Source organism: Lagierella massiliensis (assembly GCF_001407835.1).
In the GTDB taxonomy this organism is placed as follows: Bacteria; Bacillota; Clostridia; order Tissierellales; family Peptoniphilaceae; genus Mediannikoviicoccus; species Mediannikoviicoccus massiliensis.
This window is the reverse complement of sequence record NZ_CYUO01000005.1, coordinates 1040963-1055170: the sequence shown is the minus strand read 5'-3', so window position 1 is coordinate 1055170 and position 14208 is coordinate 1040963. Positions and strand designations below refer to the sequence as shown.

The window sequence follows — 14208 nt, the reverse complement described above, 5'->3', positions numbered from 1 at the left end:
AGTTCTGCCTTTTTGATTTTAAAATTATTGTAGAAGTAACCTAATAATCTTGAAAACAAAATTGGGATAAAGGGTATAGATTAAATTAAAAATGAAATTAAAAGAAATATTAGAAAAATTTGGTACAGTTGATGGGAGTTTTCTTATAGAGAATCTTCTTGGATTAAGTAAAACAGAAATTTTTTTTAATCACAAAATGGATGTACCAAAAGAGGTTGAAATAAAAATAAATGAAATTTATGAAAAGTATTTAGATGATTATCCCATAAATTATTTAATCGGGAAAAAGAATTTTTATGGAAGAGATTTTTATTTAGAAGAAGGCGTTTTAATACCAAGATTTGAAACGGAAATTTTAATTGAAAAAATACTCAAACTTGGCATTGAGTTTAAAAGGATTTTAGATATAGGCTGTGGGAGTGGTATAATTTCACTAACACTTGCCTTAGAAATACCAAGTTCAACTGTTTTAGGGATTGATATATCAACTAAGGCACTCTCTGTTTCAAATAAAAACAAAGATGATTTAAAGGTGAAAAATTGTCGTTTTAAATATTCTAATCTCTTTGAGTCCATTGAGGCAGAAAGTTTTGATTTAATAGTTTCAAATCCACCCTATATAAATGCCAAGGATATGGAAGAACTTGATAATAAAGTGAAAAAAGAACCAGAACTTGCACTTTTTGGTGGAGAGGACGGACTCTATTTTTATCGAGAAATCATAAAAAAATCTCATAATTACTTAAATGAAAATGGATATATTGCATTTGAGATTGGATATAATCAAGGACAACCTGTAAAAGAGTTGTTAAGTTTTAATGGATATAAAGATATCACTTTGATAAAAGATTACAACAGATTTGATAGATGTGTTATAGCAAGGAGTATGATATGATATTTTTACAGCTATTTACTACATTTTTTAAAGTAGGTTTGTTTAGTTTTGGCGGAGGTTATGCAATGATACCTCTGATAATGCAGGAAGTTGTGACAAACCACTCTTGGATTCAAAAGATGGATTTTATAAACATAATATCCATATCTCAGATAACCCCTGGACCGATAGCCATTAATATTGCTACATTTATCGGATATAATTTGAAGGGTATATTAGGATCTCTTGCAGCGACAACTTCAGTTGTGCTTCCATCCATAATACTTGTAAGCTTAATGTATGTGTTTATACAAAAATTTAGAGATAATGAGTATTTGAATTTGTTTTTAGATGGAATAAAAGTGGTTATTATTGGATTAATTGGCGCAGGATTCTTGTCTTTAGCTCAGGAGGGACTTACTTCAATAGTTGGAATTATAGTTTTTATATTATCTTTTTATGCTGTTGGAATAAAAAAAGTAAATCCAATTCCTGTTATACTTATAGCAGGTGTAATCGGTATTTTCACTAATTAGGAGGTATTTTGTTTTATTTTTCATTATTTAAAACTTTTTTTATAATAGGTGCCTTTACAATTGGTGGAGGAGTTGCAATGATACCAATTATAGAAAGAGAAGTAGTTGATAATAAAAAATGGTTGGATAATGAACAGTTTATGGAAGCTTTGATGGTGGCACAGGGTATGCCTGGAGTCTTAGCAGTAAACATGTCCATATACATAGGACTAAAGATAAAGGGAGCAAAAGGAGCGTTTTTTTGTGCCTTGGGAGCAGTCCTTCCATCATTTTTAATAGTTACGGTAATTGCGCATTTTTATAATATGGTGGGTAGTCTTGACATAGCTCAGAAGATTTTCAAAGGGGCAATCCCTGCGGTAGCTGCAGTAATTGCAGCATCTGTTTATAGCCTTGGGAAAAAGTCTGGATTTAAAGTGATACAATTTATAATAGCAATTGCCATAGCGGCATCGGTAGAAATTTTTAAAATAAGTCCAATATTATTAATACTTGGTTTTGGAATTTGGAATATAGTTTATAAAAAGTTTATAAGAAAAAACAACGAGGTGTTTTAAATGTTTGAAAATTTAGAAGCAGTAGAAGAAAAATATAAAAAGCTTGAATTTGAAATTGCCGATCCTGAAGTTATGAAAGACATGAATCATTGGCAAAAGCTTATAAAAGAACATGCTGATTTAAAGCCTATTGTTGAAAAATACAATGAACTTAAAAAGGCAAGAGATACTCTTGAAGAAGATAAGGAAATGTTAAACGAAAACCTTGACGACGAGATGAAAGAGCTTTTAAAAGATGAAGTTTCACAACTTGAAGAGGACATAGAGAGTTTTGAAGAAGAACTTAAGATTCTTTTATTACCTAAGGACCCTAATGACAACAAGAATGTATTTTTAGAAATTAGAGCAGGGGCTGGTGGAGACGAAGCTGGACTTTTTGCTGGGGAAATTTTAAGAATGTATAAGATGTTTGCAGACTCAAAGAACTGGAAGACAGAAATAATGGATATTTCAGAACAGGGAGTAGGTGGAATAAAGGAGGCTGTTGTTATGATAACTGGAGAAGGAGCTTACTCAAAGTTAAAATATGAATCTGGTGTTCATAGAGTACAAAGGGTTCCAGAAACAGAATCAGGCGGAAGAATCCACACATCAGCTGCAACGGTTGCAGTTCTACCAGAGGCGGATGATGTTGATGTTCAAATAGACCAAAATGATATAAGGGTTGACGTGTTTAGGTCATCAGGTAATGGTGGACAATCTGTAAACACAACAGACTCTGCCGTAAGAATTACTCATATTCCAACAGGAATTGTAGTTTCATGTCAAGACGAAAAGTCACAGCTAAAAAACAAGGACAAGGCTATGAAGATATTGAAGTCACGTCTATATGACAAGATGTTGGAAGAACAAAATAAAGACATTGCCGATGCGAGAAAGTCACAAGTAGGCTCAGGAGATAGATCTGAAAGAATTAGAACATATAACTTTCCTCAAGGAAGAGTTACTGATCATAGAATAAATATGACAATTTATCAACTTCAAGATTTTCTTGATGGAGATATTGAAGAGATGATTGACGCTCTTATAACCTACGATCAAACTGAAAAATTAAAATTATTAGGGTAGCTTTTGGCTATCCTTTTTTATGGAATAAAATACATTTAAAATTCATATGGTATAATTTAGTAGGTGAATTATGAAAGATAAAAATATTTTAGACATTTCAAACGATAAAAAAGCATATAATGGAGCTAAAAATATAGAAAAAGTTCTGAAGCTCTTAGGTAATCCTCAAGATAAATTAAATATAATTCATGTTGCAGGAACAAATGGCAAGGGATCTGTTTGTAATTTTATTTCAAATGCACTTGAAGAAAATGGATATAGGGTTGGACTATATACTTCTCCTGCTATTTTTTCAAATAGCGATAGGTTTCAAATAAACCATGCCAACATAGATGAAGAAAGACTATTAAAATATTACGAGGATATCAAAAGCATAGCGAAAAAAAATAATCTCACAATTCATGAATTTGACATTGCAACTATAATTGCATTTTTGTACTTCTATGAAGAAAAGTGTGACTTTGCAGTGATAGAAGTTGGAATTGGAGGACGTGTTGATTCTACCAATGTAATAAAGAAATCGCTTGTTTCAGTTATTTTAAAGATAGGAATGGACCATATGGAACTTTTAGGTAACACCATAGAAGAGATATCATTCGAAAAGGCTGGTATAATAAAAGAGTCTGGTACTGTGGTCTACTATCCTCAAGAAGAGTCTGTCAATAGAGTAATTGAACAAGAAGCTTTAAAGAAGGATGCAAAAATTATAAAACCTGATTTCAAAAATATAAAAGACAATGAAATTTCCTTTGATAGTTATAGATTTAGTTACGATGGATATGGATTTGATTTAAAACTACATTCAGAAGTACAAAGGTTTAATGCAGTAGTTTCTTTTGAAGTTTTAAAAGAAATAAAAGAAAATTTCGATATATCTTTGGAAGATGCTATCAAGGGTATAAATAAAACAACTATTCCAGGTAGGTATGAGGTAGTAAATAGAGACCCAATAGTAATTGTGGATGGAAGTCACAACCCTCAGGCTGTAGAGACCTTAAAAGAGACTCTATTAAAAGATTTTCCAATGGAAAAATTTGTATTTGTTGTTGGATTTTACAAAGACAAGGACTATAGGAAGTTAATAGAAATAAATAAGGACATAGCCTATGGAATAATTTGCTGTGACAGTGGTAGCGAGAGGTCCCTTGCATCAAGTGAACTCTATGATGTTGCAAGGGAGTATGTGAGTCGGGTTTACGATATGAAATGCGTTGAAAAGGCTCTAAAATTTGTAACAAAAGAGTTTAAAGACAAAGTCATAGTAGTATATGGATCCTTTTCTTTGGTGTCAAAAGCAGCAGTATACTTTAAAGGAGTAACAAATGAAGGTTGATTATAAAAATATTTTTTCAAAGGTTGACATAGGGGAAGTGTTTTACGATGAACCTATGAAAAACCATACCACATTCAAAATAGGAGGACCTTGCGATGTTCTTATTATGCCGAGTACAATAGAGCAAATAATAGATGCTTTAAAGGTGATAAAAGAAAATGGCTTGGCATACATGATAATTGGAAATGGAAGTAATTTACTTGTATCGGATAAAGGTATTAAGAAGGTTATTATAAAGTTACATAAGAACTTTTCTAAAATTACTTTGGAAGGAAATAAAATTATTTCACAAGCAGGAGCGACACTTAAAGAGATTGCAGACTTTGCACTTGAACAAAGCCTAACAGGTTTTGAATTTGCCTCTGGAATTCCAGGAGACTTAGGTGGAGCTGTGACTATGAACGCAGGAGCCTATGGTGGTGAGATGAAAGATGTGCTTCAAAGTGTAAAAGTTATTGACAAAGACTTAAATGTGGTTGATATAGATTCGTCAGAAATGAATTTGCGATATAGGAATTCGAGAGTACAAGATGAAAACTTAATCGTTCTTGAAGCCACAATAGCTTTAAAAGAAGGAGATTATAATGAAATTAAAGCTTATCAAGATGAACTCACTTTTAAAAGAGAATCTAAGCAGCCATTAGAATATCCTTCAGCAGGCTCTACTTTTAAGAGACCGGAAGGTTATTACGCAGGAAAATTAATTGATGACAGTGGGCTAAGGGGATATAGATATAAAGATGCCATGGTTAGCCAAAAACATTGTGGATTTGTTATAAATGCAGGAGATGCTAACTGTGAGCAGGTACTATATGTGATTAATCATGTGAAAGATGTTGTTTTTGAAAAGTTCGGTGTAAATTTAGAACCGGAGGTTAGAATTATTGGAGAATTTGAAGAGTAAAGTAATTGCAGACTACCATACTCATACAATATATAGTAAAAATAATCATGGAAAAGGAACCATAAGAGAAAATGTCGAAAGTGCTATAAAAGTTGGACTAAAGGAGATTTATATTACAGATCATGGTCCAGGACATTATCTATATGGAATAAAAAAAGATTTAATAAAGACTGCAAGGGAAGAAGTAGATAAACTTAAAGAAGAATATAAAGATAGAATTGACATCTTCCTTGGAGTTGAGGCCAATGTGGTAGGTTATGATGGAACATACGACATTCCCGAAGAGTATGAAAAGTATTTTGATATTATAAATTTGGGATTTCATAATGGAGTTGTATTTAAGGATTTTTATAGTTACGCTCACTATCGCTTTATAAATAAGATTAAGTTTTCAAATAAAATAAAAGAGTATGTTACAAAAAAAAATACAGAAGCACTAATAAAGATAATTGAAAAAAAGAATATCTTTACGATTACACATCCAGGGGACAAAGTTCCTGTGGACATAGAGATGCTTGCAAAGGCCTGCGAAAAAACTGGTACTGCTCTTGAAATAAACTCGTCACACAGGAACCTAACAGTTGAACAGTTAAATCTTATTAAAAATTATAATATTAACTTTACTTTAGGTTCAGATGCCCATAGACCAAAATATGTGGGAAATTTAAAATCCGCCCTTGAAAGGATGGAAAGAGCTGGAATAGATAGTTCAAGAGTGTTAAATTTCAAAAGGAGAAATGATCAATGAAAGTAGTCATTGTAACAGGAATGTCTGGAGCAGGTAAAACTGCAGCGTTAAATGCCTTAGAAGATATGGGATACTATGCAGTGGATAATCTTCCTCCAGATTTAATAAAGGACTTTATCAAACTCTTAAGTAACAATAAATCCAATATAACAAAGACAGCCATAGTGGTAGATATTAGAAGTGGCGTTTTGTTCAGTAAGATATATGAAGAAATTTTACTCCTTAAAAATGCTGGGGAAGATATAAGCATTCTATTTTTAGATGCAAGAGATGAAATTCTTGTTAGAAGATTTAAACAGTTAAGAAGACCACATCCACTGGGAAACACGGGAAATATTCTTTCAGAGATTGGAGAAGAGAGAAGTAGACTAAAGCATTTAAAAGATAATGCAACTTATATTATCGACACATCAACTCTTACCCTTGGAGAACTGAAGAGTAGAATTTTGTCTTTTTATGGAAGTGAAGACTCCAAGAAAGAAAATATAAATATTACGATTATGTCCTTTGGTTTTAAAAATGGAACATTACTTGATGCAGATTTGGTATTTGACGTAAGATTTATTCCAAATCCATACTATGTAGATGAACTAAAAGAGAAAACTGGGGAAGATGATGAAGTTAGAGATTTTGTATTCAAGTATGAGAGAACTAAAATATTTTTGGAGAAGGTTAAAGACTTGGTAAATTATCTACTTCCATTTTACAAAGAAGAGGGCAAGTCAAACCTTGTTATAGGCATCGGTTGTACTGGAGGAAGACACAGGTCTGTAGCTATAGCAAACGAACTTGGAAGAGAATTTGAAGAAAAAGGAGAAACTGTCTATGTGTCCCATAGGGATTATAGATATTGGTAAAATATGAAAATAGTGACTATTGGTGGAGGAACGGGAAACTCTACAATTTTAAAAGGATTAAAAAAGATAACTAAAGATATCGTTACGATTGTAACTGTAGCTGATGATGGAGGAGGCTCTGGAGTTTTAAGAAAGGACATGGGAATTCTTCCTCCTGGAGACATTAGAGCCTGTTTACTTGCTCTTGCAAATGCAGAACCACAGATGAAAGATCTGATGGATTATAGATTTAAAGAAGGTGTACTCAAAGGACAGTCCTTTGGAAATCTATTCCTGGCGGCTATGGTTGATATATATGGCGATTTTGACAAAGCTATTAAAGAAGCTTCAAATGTACTTGCCATAACTGGAAAAGTTCTTCCCATGACCTTAGAAGATGTAACTCTTTATGCTCAGATGAGTGACGGCACAACAATTAAAGGCGAATCTAATATTGGAAATTCTACAAAAGATAAAGACGTTTCAATAGAGAGGGTCTATCTAAAGCCAGATGGACCAAAGCCTATGAAGGAAGCTGTAGATGAAATTTTAAGTGCGGATATAATATTAATTGGTCCAGGAAGTCTATACACTTCCATAATGCCAAACCTACTTGTAAAAGATATTGCAAGGGCATTAAAAGAAACAAAGGCTACAGTGTACTATGTGTGCAACTTAATGACTCAGTATGGAGAGACAAAAAATTATTCTGTTTCTGATCATGTTAAAGCAATAAATTCACATATGGACTATTCAGTGATAGATAAAATAATAGTGAACAAGGAACAAATTCCAGACAACACCTTGAAGAGATATAAGAGCACTCCTGTATATCTACGAGATGAAGACAGAGAGTTTTTAAAAGATTATGAAATTGTAGAACTGGAATGCTTTAATGACTATAAAGACAAGGTTCGCCACGACTATAATCGAATTGGAAAATATTTAATAGAAGATTATGAGAAAAGGGATTATTAATTTAGTCCTTTTTTTAGTATATATTTGTTTAAACAAAAATGGGGGGGGGTATATTATAAATACAAATAAGATAAATTTAATTATACATAGGGGTGCAAAATGAAAAAGAAAAATATTATTATATTAATTTTAGTTTTGGCAGTAGCTGCAGCAATTTATTATTTTGCTGGACAAAACAAAAATAATTCTTCAGAAAGTAGTAGAATTTCTGAAATTATTTCCTTAGAAGAAAATTCAAAAGAAAGATATTTAAAGGCAAAGGAAGTAACTAAAGCTATTCCTGATTTTAAAGTTGATGAAGAAAAAGATAATCTGGACGAAATGGAAGAAGAACTTAAGTCACAGTACAAGGACAAGGATATAAAAATAGGTTATAGAACTTTAAAGGAAGATGTATCAATTCCAACGGAGAAAAGTGGAGACGTTAATATAACCATGTACTCTGAAGTGATTGTACTTGAAAATATTACAGACAATGAAGTTTCCATTGTAGACACTGGTTGTCAATACATCTATGGAGAAAGTCCATTTATAGAATTTAGAAATGGTGGATTTAATATAAATGAAAAAGATGACAAGAGCTTTAGAGCCTCCGTAACTGGTGAATTTATATTTGACAAATCCGTAGGAAAAGTGATTGGAGAAGACTCTAAAGGAGAAAATTCAAAATCAAATGTAATGACAATTGCAAAAGTTTTTAAAATCGACTAATGAAATATTTGAATGAGATGACGGCACTTTAATCAGGTGCCGTTTTTAATTTTAAAAAAGAAAATGGTTTATAAAACAAAAAGGGGGTAATATATCTATGTAGATAATATCTAATTAGATATAATTTCGATGGAGGTGGCACTCTTGAGTAAAACAGAAATGAAAATTTTAATAGGACTTCACAGAAATGTAAATGATATAGATAAAAAAACATTAAAGATAGCAGCTGAACATGACTTGACCTTTAGTCAGTTTATGGTTTTAGAAGCACTTTATAGCAAGGGAGACATGACTGTGGGAGAAGTTAGGGAAAAGATTTTAAGTAGCGTTGGCACCATATCAGTCATAGTTAACAATTTAGTGAAGATGAATTATATTGAAAGGCTTCCCGACGAAAGGGACAGGCGTGTATGTATATTACGATTAACTAAAGAGGGAAGGAATGTTATTAGTAAAGTGATACCAAAAAATGAAGCCATGATAGTAGAAAGTATGAAGGTATTGACAAAAGAAGAGAAAGAGGAACTTTTATATCTTTTGAAAAAGATGGGAGGAAGATTAAATGAATAGAAGAGTTAAGACTAAAGTTAAAGGATTTAATACAAGGGACGGTGCAGGTGTAAGCTTAGTTAGGGTTTTAGGTAAAGACACTGCAGAGGAATTTGATCCGATATTAATGCTTGATTCATTTGACAGTACAAATCCTGAAGACTACAGAGCAGGATTTCCAATGCATCCACATAGGGGAATAGAAACCATAAGTTATTTATCAAGTGGAAATATGATTCATAGAGATAGCCTGGGTAATGAAGATATGATTAGAGATGGAGAAGTTCAATGGATGAACTCTGGCTCTGGTATTATGCACGAAGAGATGATTCCAGATTCAAAAAGGCTATTAGGTGTACAATTGTGGCTAAATCTACCAGCTAAAGAAAAGATGAGCAAGCCAAGTTACAATAGTATTAAAAAGAGTGAGATAGAAGAGGTTGGAATAGAAGGTGGAAAGATTAGACTATTAGCTGGAAGTTTCAAAGACCACCAAGGCTACAAAGGAGAACACCTTCCAATTAATTATTACGATATTCACTTAGAACCTAATGCTGAATTTACAATTGATACAAAGGAAGACGACTCTGTTATAGTATTTACTCTATTAAGTGACATCTATATTGATGGTGAATATATAGAAGAGAAAACTGCTGTTAAATTAACAGATGGTGAAAGCCTTACGATTAAGAATGGCGATAAAAAATCTCAAGTGCTTTATATCAATTCAAAGGCATTAAATGAACCTATCGCATGGGGAGGTCCAATTGTAATGAACACACCAAGAGAGTTACAAATGGCATATTTGGAACTTAGGAATGAAACTTTTATAAAGGAAAATGTAGATTATTAATTTAATTGATATAAGATTTAAATAAAAATAGGAGGCAGAAATGAACATTATAAAATCATTAGAAAAGAGGAGAACATATTACAATATCGATAAGAATTTACCAGTTTCAGAAAGTGAAATTGAAGAAAAGATTAAAGAAGTTACAGAGCTTGTGCCAGATGCCTTTAATATGAAAAGCGCAAGAGTGGTAGTTTTATTTGGCGAAAAGCATGATAAGCTTTGGGATGAAATTTACAATGTATTTGAAGGTAAAGTTCCAAGGGAAAAGATAGATTCATTTAAAGCAGGAGCTGGAACAGTTTTATACTTGTATGATGAAAAAACTGTTAAGAAGATGCAAGAAGACTTCAGCACCTATGCTGACAATTTTCCAGTTTGGGCAAACCAAGCAAATGGAATGTTACAAATTTCAATATGGTCATTGCTGAGGGAATTAAATGTAGGAGCGTCCCTACAACATTACAATCCAGTTATAGATGAGAAAGTAAAAGAATTATTTGATATACCAAAGGAATACAAATTACTTGCTCAAATGCCATTTGGTGGCATTGTAAGTGAACCTGAAGCAAAAGAAAAAGAAAATATAGACGAGAGAGTGAAAGTTGTAAAATAAATTTAAAGGCATAACATGTATTTGAAATGTTATGCTTTTTTATTATTGGTGAACTTTAGAATCTCAATATAATTATTTATTTTCTTGAAATTTCAAAAAAGGGGTATAATAAATATATCTTATGAGAAAGAAAAAAATTTAAAAATGTTAAGGAGATTTTTATGAAGTGGAAAGGTAGAAGACAATCTAAAAATATTAGTAACGCAGGAAGAGGAAGCGGAGGAAGAGGTGTAGCAATTGGTGGTGGAGGTTTAATACTTGCACTTTTAGTTTATCTTTTAACAGGAGACCCACAGGCTGCCCTTGAAACTGCTTCACAAGGTGGTAATTCCAATCAGCCACAAAATCAAGAAGAATATAGACTAAGTGCTGAAGAACAGGAGCTTTATGATTATTCTTCAGTTGTTTTAGCTGATACAGAAGATGCATGGGAAGAGATTTTAAATAAAGAAGGGATAGAGTATAGGCCAGCAGAGATGAAGGTATTTAAAGATGCAATAAAGTCTGGATGTGGTCTCGCAAGTTCAAGGACAGGTCCTTTTTATTGCTCCGTTGATAATGCACTCTATATGGATTTGTCATTTTATGATGAGCTTATAAAAAGATTCGGGGCTAAGGAAGGTGACTTTGTCCTTTCATATGTCATAAGTCATGAGATAGGTCATCATGTACAAAATGTCACAGGAATAATGAGTGAATATCAAAAGCAAATGGCTCAATTATCGAAAGAACAACAAAATGCACTTACAGTAAGGCTTGAGCTACAGGCGGATTATTTAGCTGGAGTTGTGGCAAGGTATCAAGAGGACAAAGGCTACTTAGACCCAGGAGACCTTGATGAAGCAATTTCAACAGCTTGGGTAATTGGCGATGATACAATTCAAAAAAGGGCTACTGGAGAGGTTAGACCTGAATCCTACACCCATGGTACCAGCGAACAAAGAGCTAAATGGTATAAAAAAGGATATGAGGCTGGAGATTTGTCTGGTTGGGATACGTTTAGTTTAGATAGTTCAGAACTATAGAATATAGAAGTAAAACAAATAAAGAAGATGAGGGATGATCCTTATCTTCTTTTTATTAAATAATATTGGTAAGTTTTGGCAAATTAATAGAGAGGGAATACCCTCTCGAAAAATTATTCTAAAAACATTGGTAGAATTATATTTCTTATAAACATCCATCTATTTCTGGAGTCTCTAATAAAACTTGAACTTATAGATACTACCATGTCCAGTTTTGGAATAACACATATACATTGACCACCTATTCCAAGGGCACAGTAGGCATTATACTCTTTGTAGTTATAAAGCCACCATAGGTAACCATAATCATATTTTTCTTTTGTAAAGGACTCCTCTATAAAACTTTCTGGAATAACTTGGGTGCCATTCCAGTTTCCCTTGTTAAGATATAAAAAACCAAACTTGGTCATATCTCTAAGGCTCATATTTATTCCAAAACCTCCAATTGAATAGCCCTGTGGGTCATGTATCCAACCTCTGACATATCTACCAAAAAGATTATCAAAGCCAAATCCTGTCATTGGATAGTATGGAATCAAATCCATTCCTATTTTTGAAAAAAGATTTTTGTTTGCATATCGCCTTAGAGGAATTCCTACAGCTCTGGATAAAATTACTGCAAGTAGGTGAGTTCCTATAGTAGAATATTTAAATCTCTCTTTGTTTTTTTCGCTTGAAAGCAAGTTTAGAGCGTACTTCGTCCAGTTATCAGAACTTACAAAGTCTCCCAAAGGCTCGTCCCAAGCTTTAAAATCAAAAGGTGCGGTCATATTTAAAATATTTTTTAAAGTTATTTTTTTTAGATTTTCATCTTCTATTCCATATTCTGGAAAAAATTTATACATAGGGGTATCAACTGACTCAATATATCCTTGGTCTAAGGCAATTCCAAAAAGTGCAGAAAGTATGGACTTGCTGACAGAGGCAAGTGGTTTTTTATCCTTTTCATCTATTCCATTATAATACTCTTCAAAAATACAATAGCCATCCTTGACAATCATAATTCCAGTTATGTTGCTATATTCATTTTGAAGTACCCTATTTAGTTTTTCCATCTTTTTTTCATCAAAATCAAAATTTTTATATTTAAAGCCATCTGTAGGCCAATAATCACGCTCCATAAATATCACCTAATATAATTTTATCACACTTTAAAATATAAAGAGGGAAGTAATAAATATTCTCAAGGCACATGTTTCGATTTAATAATTATAATTAATTACAGGAAGTGGTATAATAAATAATAGTTTGATATTTTAAGGAGGACATATGGAAGAAACAAGTGGCGGCGGAGTGATTGTCCGTAATGGTAAAGTTGTCGTTTTAAGAAAATTCCGTGGGGATTGGGTCCTTCCAAAAGGTCGTTTAGAGAAAGGAGAAACCAAAGAAGAAGCTGCTCTTAGAGAAGTTAAAGAAGAAGCAGGATCTGACGCTTCCATAGTTCGTTACATTGGATATGTGAAGTATTGGTATCGAAACTTCAATGGAGAGAAGGTACAAAAAACTGTACATTATTATTATATGAAAAGCGATACTCAAAAACTCAAACCTCAAAAAGAGGAAGGTTTTTCTGATGCAGTTTATATGCCTTTTGATAAGGCTATAAGATTGGTTAGACATAATGCGGAAAAGAATATGATTCGCAAAGTTAAAGAATTTTATAGAAATGAAAGAAAGGGATAGACTTGTCGTTCTCAACAGAGGTAAAAAATGAGGTAAGTAGACTCGTCTTTGAATCTAAAGGAGAGCTACTCGCCTTTCTTGCTGGACTATACAGAGTCAATGGTTCTCTTTTATATAACTTTGAAAATATAAAGGTACAATTTTCTACGGAGACAAATGCAATAGCAAGACGCATATTTGCAGATATAAAGAAATTATATAACTATGAATGTAGCATAGAGGTGGTTAAAGGATCTGCTTTTAGAAGAAAAAATCTCTATAAGATTTCAATTGAAAGTCCAATTTCAAAAAAATTTTTAGAAGATATTGGACTTACTCCCGATCCCTTTTCCATAAAAGCTACAGAGGTTCCTAAAAATCTCATAAAAGAAAAAAGTTTTAAGAAAGCTTATATTGTAGGAAGTTTTTTAGGCGCTGGTTCTATTACAAGTCCAGATAAGAGCTATCACATGGAAATAATTGTAGGACAATTGAGTTATGGAAAAGAACTTAATGAAATTTTAGAACACTTTAATATATATCCGAAAATAGCAGAAAGAAAAGGTGATTATTTTCTATATCTAAAAGAGGGAGAATCTATTGCTGATTTTCTTGCCCTCATAGGAGCCTACCAAAGTATGTTTAAATTTGAGGACATTAGAGTTTTTAAAGAAATAAAAAACAATGTAAATAGGGTAATGAATTTTGAATCGGCAAATATGGATAAGACCATCAACGCTTCTATTAAACATGTGGATGATATAGAATTTATTATAAATGCAAAGGGACTTGACTACCTAAATGATAACTTAAGACAAATTGCGGTAGCAAGACTTGCGTACCCAGAGGACTCTTTGAAGCAGTTAGGAGAAAGAATAGACCCACCTGTAGGAAAGTCTGGAGTAAATCATAGACTTAAAAAAATACATGAGATTGCAGAGAGTTTGAGATAATCGTTGAC

General features: G+C 32.6%; 17 protein-coding genes. 16 read left to right on the top strand and 1 reads right to left on the bottom strand.

Translation table 11 applies throughout. The features are described 5' to 3' along the window. Positions 1 to 91: 91 nt before the first annotated feature. From prmC to ypfJ, 14 genes are all read left to right on the top strand, one after another. Complete coding sequence (prmC, locus tag BN2746_RS08670; protein WP_055079388.1) at positions 92 to 895, top strand: peptide chain release factor N(5)-glutamine methyltransferase; 804 nt, start codon at positions 92 to 94, stop codon at positions 893 to 895. Then, positions 892 to 1410 (top strand): chromate transporter, encoded by a 519-nt coding sequence (locus BN2746_RS08665; RefSeq protein ID WP_055079387.1) that lies wholly within the window; start codon positions 892 to 894, stop codon positions 1408 to 1410. The genes prmC and BN2746_RS08665 overlap by 4 nt, the downstream gene beginning before the upstream one ends. 8 nt (positions 1411 to 1418) lie before the next feature. Further along, positions 1419 to 1967, top strand: a complete 549-nt coding sequence (locus tag BN2746_RS08660) for a chromate transporter (RefSeq protein WP_055079386.1) — start codon at positions 1419 to 1421, stop codon at positions 1965 to 1967. Continuing rightward, complete coding sequence (prfA, locus tag BN2746_RS08655) at positions 1968 to 3035, top strand: peptide chain release factor 1 (protein ID WP_055079385.1); 1068 nt, start codon at positions 1968 to 1970, stop codon at positions 3033 to 3035. Positions 3036 to 3105: 70 nt separating this feature from the next. Further along, positions 3106 to 4368 carry a bifunctional folylpolyglutamate synthase/dihydrofolate synthase gene (locus tag BN2746_RS08650; protein WP_055079384.1) on the top strand — a complete coding sequence of 421 codons (1263 nt, stop codon included), beginning with the start codon at positions 3106 to 3108 and terminating at the stop codon, positions 4366 to 4368. Next, positions 4358 to 5272 (top strand): UDP-N-acetylmuramate dehydrogenase, encoded by a 915-nt coding sequence (gene murB / locus BN2746_RS08645; RefSeq protein WP_055079383.1) that lies wholly within the window; start codon positions 4358 to 4360, stop codon positions 5270 to 5272. Before BN2746_RS08650 ends, murB begins: the two co-directional genes overlap by 11 nt. After that, positions 5253 to 6020, top strand: coding sequence for a PHP domain-containing protein (locus BN2746_RS08640; RefSeq protein WP_055079382.1), 768 nt, complete (start codon positions 5253 to 5255; stop codon positions 6018 to 6020). Before murB ends, BN2746_RS08640 begins: the two co-directional genes overlap by 20 nt. Next, positions 6017 to 6877: an RNase adapter RapZ gene (rapZ, locus tag BN2746_RS08635; protein WP_055079381.1), complete on the top strand. Its 861-nt coding sequence runs from the start codon at positions 6017 to 6019 to the stop codon at positions 6875 to 6877. The genes BN2746_RS08640 and rapZ overlap by 4 nt, the downstream gene beginning before the upstream one ends. Positions 6878 to 6880: 3 nt before the next feature. Beyond that, positions 6881 to 7834 (top strand): gluconeogenesis factor YvcK family protein, encoded by a 954-nt coding sequence (locus BN2746_RS08630; protein WP_055079380.1) that lies wholly within the window; start codon positions 6881 to 6883, stop codon positions 7832 to 7834. Positions 7835 to 7933: 99 nt separating this feature from the next. Next, positions 7934 to 8545, top strand: coding sequence for a hypothetical protein (locus BN2746_RS08625; RefSeq protein WP_055079379.1), 612 nt, complete (start codon positions 7934 to 7936; stop codon positions 8543 to 8545). A gap of 144 nt (positions 8546 to 8689) precedes the next feature. Further along, on the top strand, positions 8690 to 9115 hold the full coding sequence (locus BN2746_RS08620) for a MarR family winged helix-turn-helix transcriptional regulator (RefSeq protein WP_055079378.1): 426 nt from the start codon (positions 8690 to 8692) through the stop codon (positions 9113 to 9115). Continuing rightward, on the top strand, positions 9108 to 9947 hold the full coding sequence (locus BN2746_RS08615; RefSeq protein ID WP_055079377.1) for a pirin family protein: 840 nt from the start codon (positions 9108 to 9110) through the stop codon (positions 9945 to 9947). Before BN2746_RS08620 ends, BN2746_RS08615 begins: the two co-directional genes overlap by 8 nt. 40 nt (positions 9948 to 9987) lie before the next feature. Continuing rightward, entirely contained in the window at positions 9988 to 10560 is a 573-nt protein-coding gene (locus tag BN2746_RS08610; RefSeq protein WP_055079376.1) for a nitroreductase family protein, read from the top strand. 161 nt (positions 10561 to 10721) lie between these two features. After that, complete coding sequence (ypfJ, locus tag BN2746_RS08605) at positions 10722 to 11585, top strand: KPN_02809 family neutral zinc metallopeptidase (protein WP_055079375.1); 864 nt, start codon at positions 10722 to 10724, stop codon at positions 11583 to 11585. Positions 11586 to 11698: 113 nt separating this feature from the next. Here the strand turns inward: ypfJ and BN2746_RS08600 are convergent, their stop codons facing one another. Next, the gene (locus BN2746_RS08600; RefSeq protein ID WP_055079374.1) at positions 11699 to 12706 is read right to left on the bottom strand and encodes a serine hydrolase domain-containing protein; all 1008 of its coding nucleotides are present in this window, start codon (positions 12704 to 12706) and stop codon (positions 11699 to 11701) included. 148 nt (positions 12707 to 12854) lie between these two features. On the opposite strand from BN2746_RS08600, the gene BN2746_RS08595 reads away from it, so the two are divergent. Continuing rightward, positions 12855 to 13268: an NUDIX hydrolase gene (locus tag BN2746_RS08595; protein WP_055079373.1), complete on the top strand. Its 414-nt coding sequence runs from the start codon at positions 12855 to 12857 to the stop codon at positions 13266 to 13268. A 2-nt stretch (positions 13269 to 13270) separates the two neighbouring features. After that, positions 13271 to 14200 (top strand): DNA-binding protein WhiA, encoded by a 930-nt coding sequence (gene whiA / locus BN2746_RS08590; RefSeq protein ID WP_055079372.1) that lies wholly within the window; start codon positions 13271 to 13273, stop codon positions 14198 to 14200. The last annotated feature ends 8 nt before the right edge of the window (positions 14201 to 14208 follow it).

Excerpts from the sequence above, each read along its gene's own strand:
- prfA (WP_055079385.1), top strand. The coding sequence starts at position 1,968 with ATGTTTGAAAATTTAGAAGCAGTAGAAGAAAAATATAAAAAGCTTGAA.
- BN2746_RS08650 (WP_055079384.1), top strand. The coding sequence starts at position 3,106 with ATGAAAGATAAAAATATTTTAGACATTTCAAACGATAAAAAAGCATAT.
- BN2746_RS08610 (WP_055079376.1), top strand. The coding sequence starts at position 9,988 with ATGAACATTATAAAATCATTAGAAAAGAGGAGAACATATTACAATATC.
- BN2746_RS08595 (WP_055079373.1), top strand. The coding sequence starts at position 12,855 with ATGGAAGAAACAAGTGGCGGCGGAGTGATTGTCCGTAATGGTAAAGTT.
- BN2746_RS08630 (WP_055079380.1), top strand. The coding sequence starts at position 6,881 with ATGAAAATAGTGACTATTGGTGGAGGAACGGGAAACTCTACAATTTTA.
- prmC (WP_055079388.1), top strand. The coding sequence starts at position 92 with ATGAAATTAAAAGAAATATTAGAAAAATTTGGTACAGTTGATGGGAGT.
- BN2746_RS08665 (WP_055079387.1), top strand. The coding sequence starts at position 892 with ATGATATTTTTACAGCTATTTACTACATTTTTTAAAGTAGGTTTGTTT.
- murB (WP_055079383.1), top strand. The coding sequence starts at position 4,358 with ATGAAGGTTGATTATAAAAATATTTTTTCAAAGGTTGACATAGGGGAA.
- rapZ (WP_055079381.1), top strand. The coding sequence starts at position 6,017 with ATGAAAGTAGTCATTGTAACAGGAATGTCTGGAGCAGGTAAAACTGCA.
- ypfJ (WP_055079375.1), top strand. The coding sequence starts at position 10,722 with ATGAAGTGGAAAGGTAGAAGACAATCTAAAAATATTAGTAACGCAGGA.
- BN2746_RS08600 (WP_055079374.1), bottom strand. The coding sequence starts at position 12,706 with ATGGAGCGTGATTATTGGCCTACAGATGGCTTTAAATATAAAAATTTT.
- BN2746_RS08625 (WP_055079379.1), top strand. The coding sequence starts at position 7,934 with ATGAAAAAGAAAAATATTATTATATTAATTTTAGTTTTGGCAGTAGCT.
- BN2746_RS08615 (WP_055079377.1), top strand. The coding sequence starts at position 9,108 with ATGAATAGAAGAGTTAAGACTAAAGTTAAAGGATTTAATACAAGGGAC.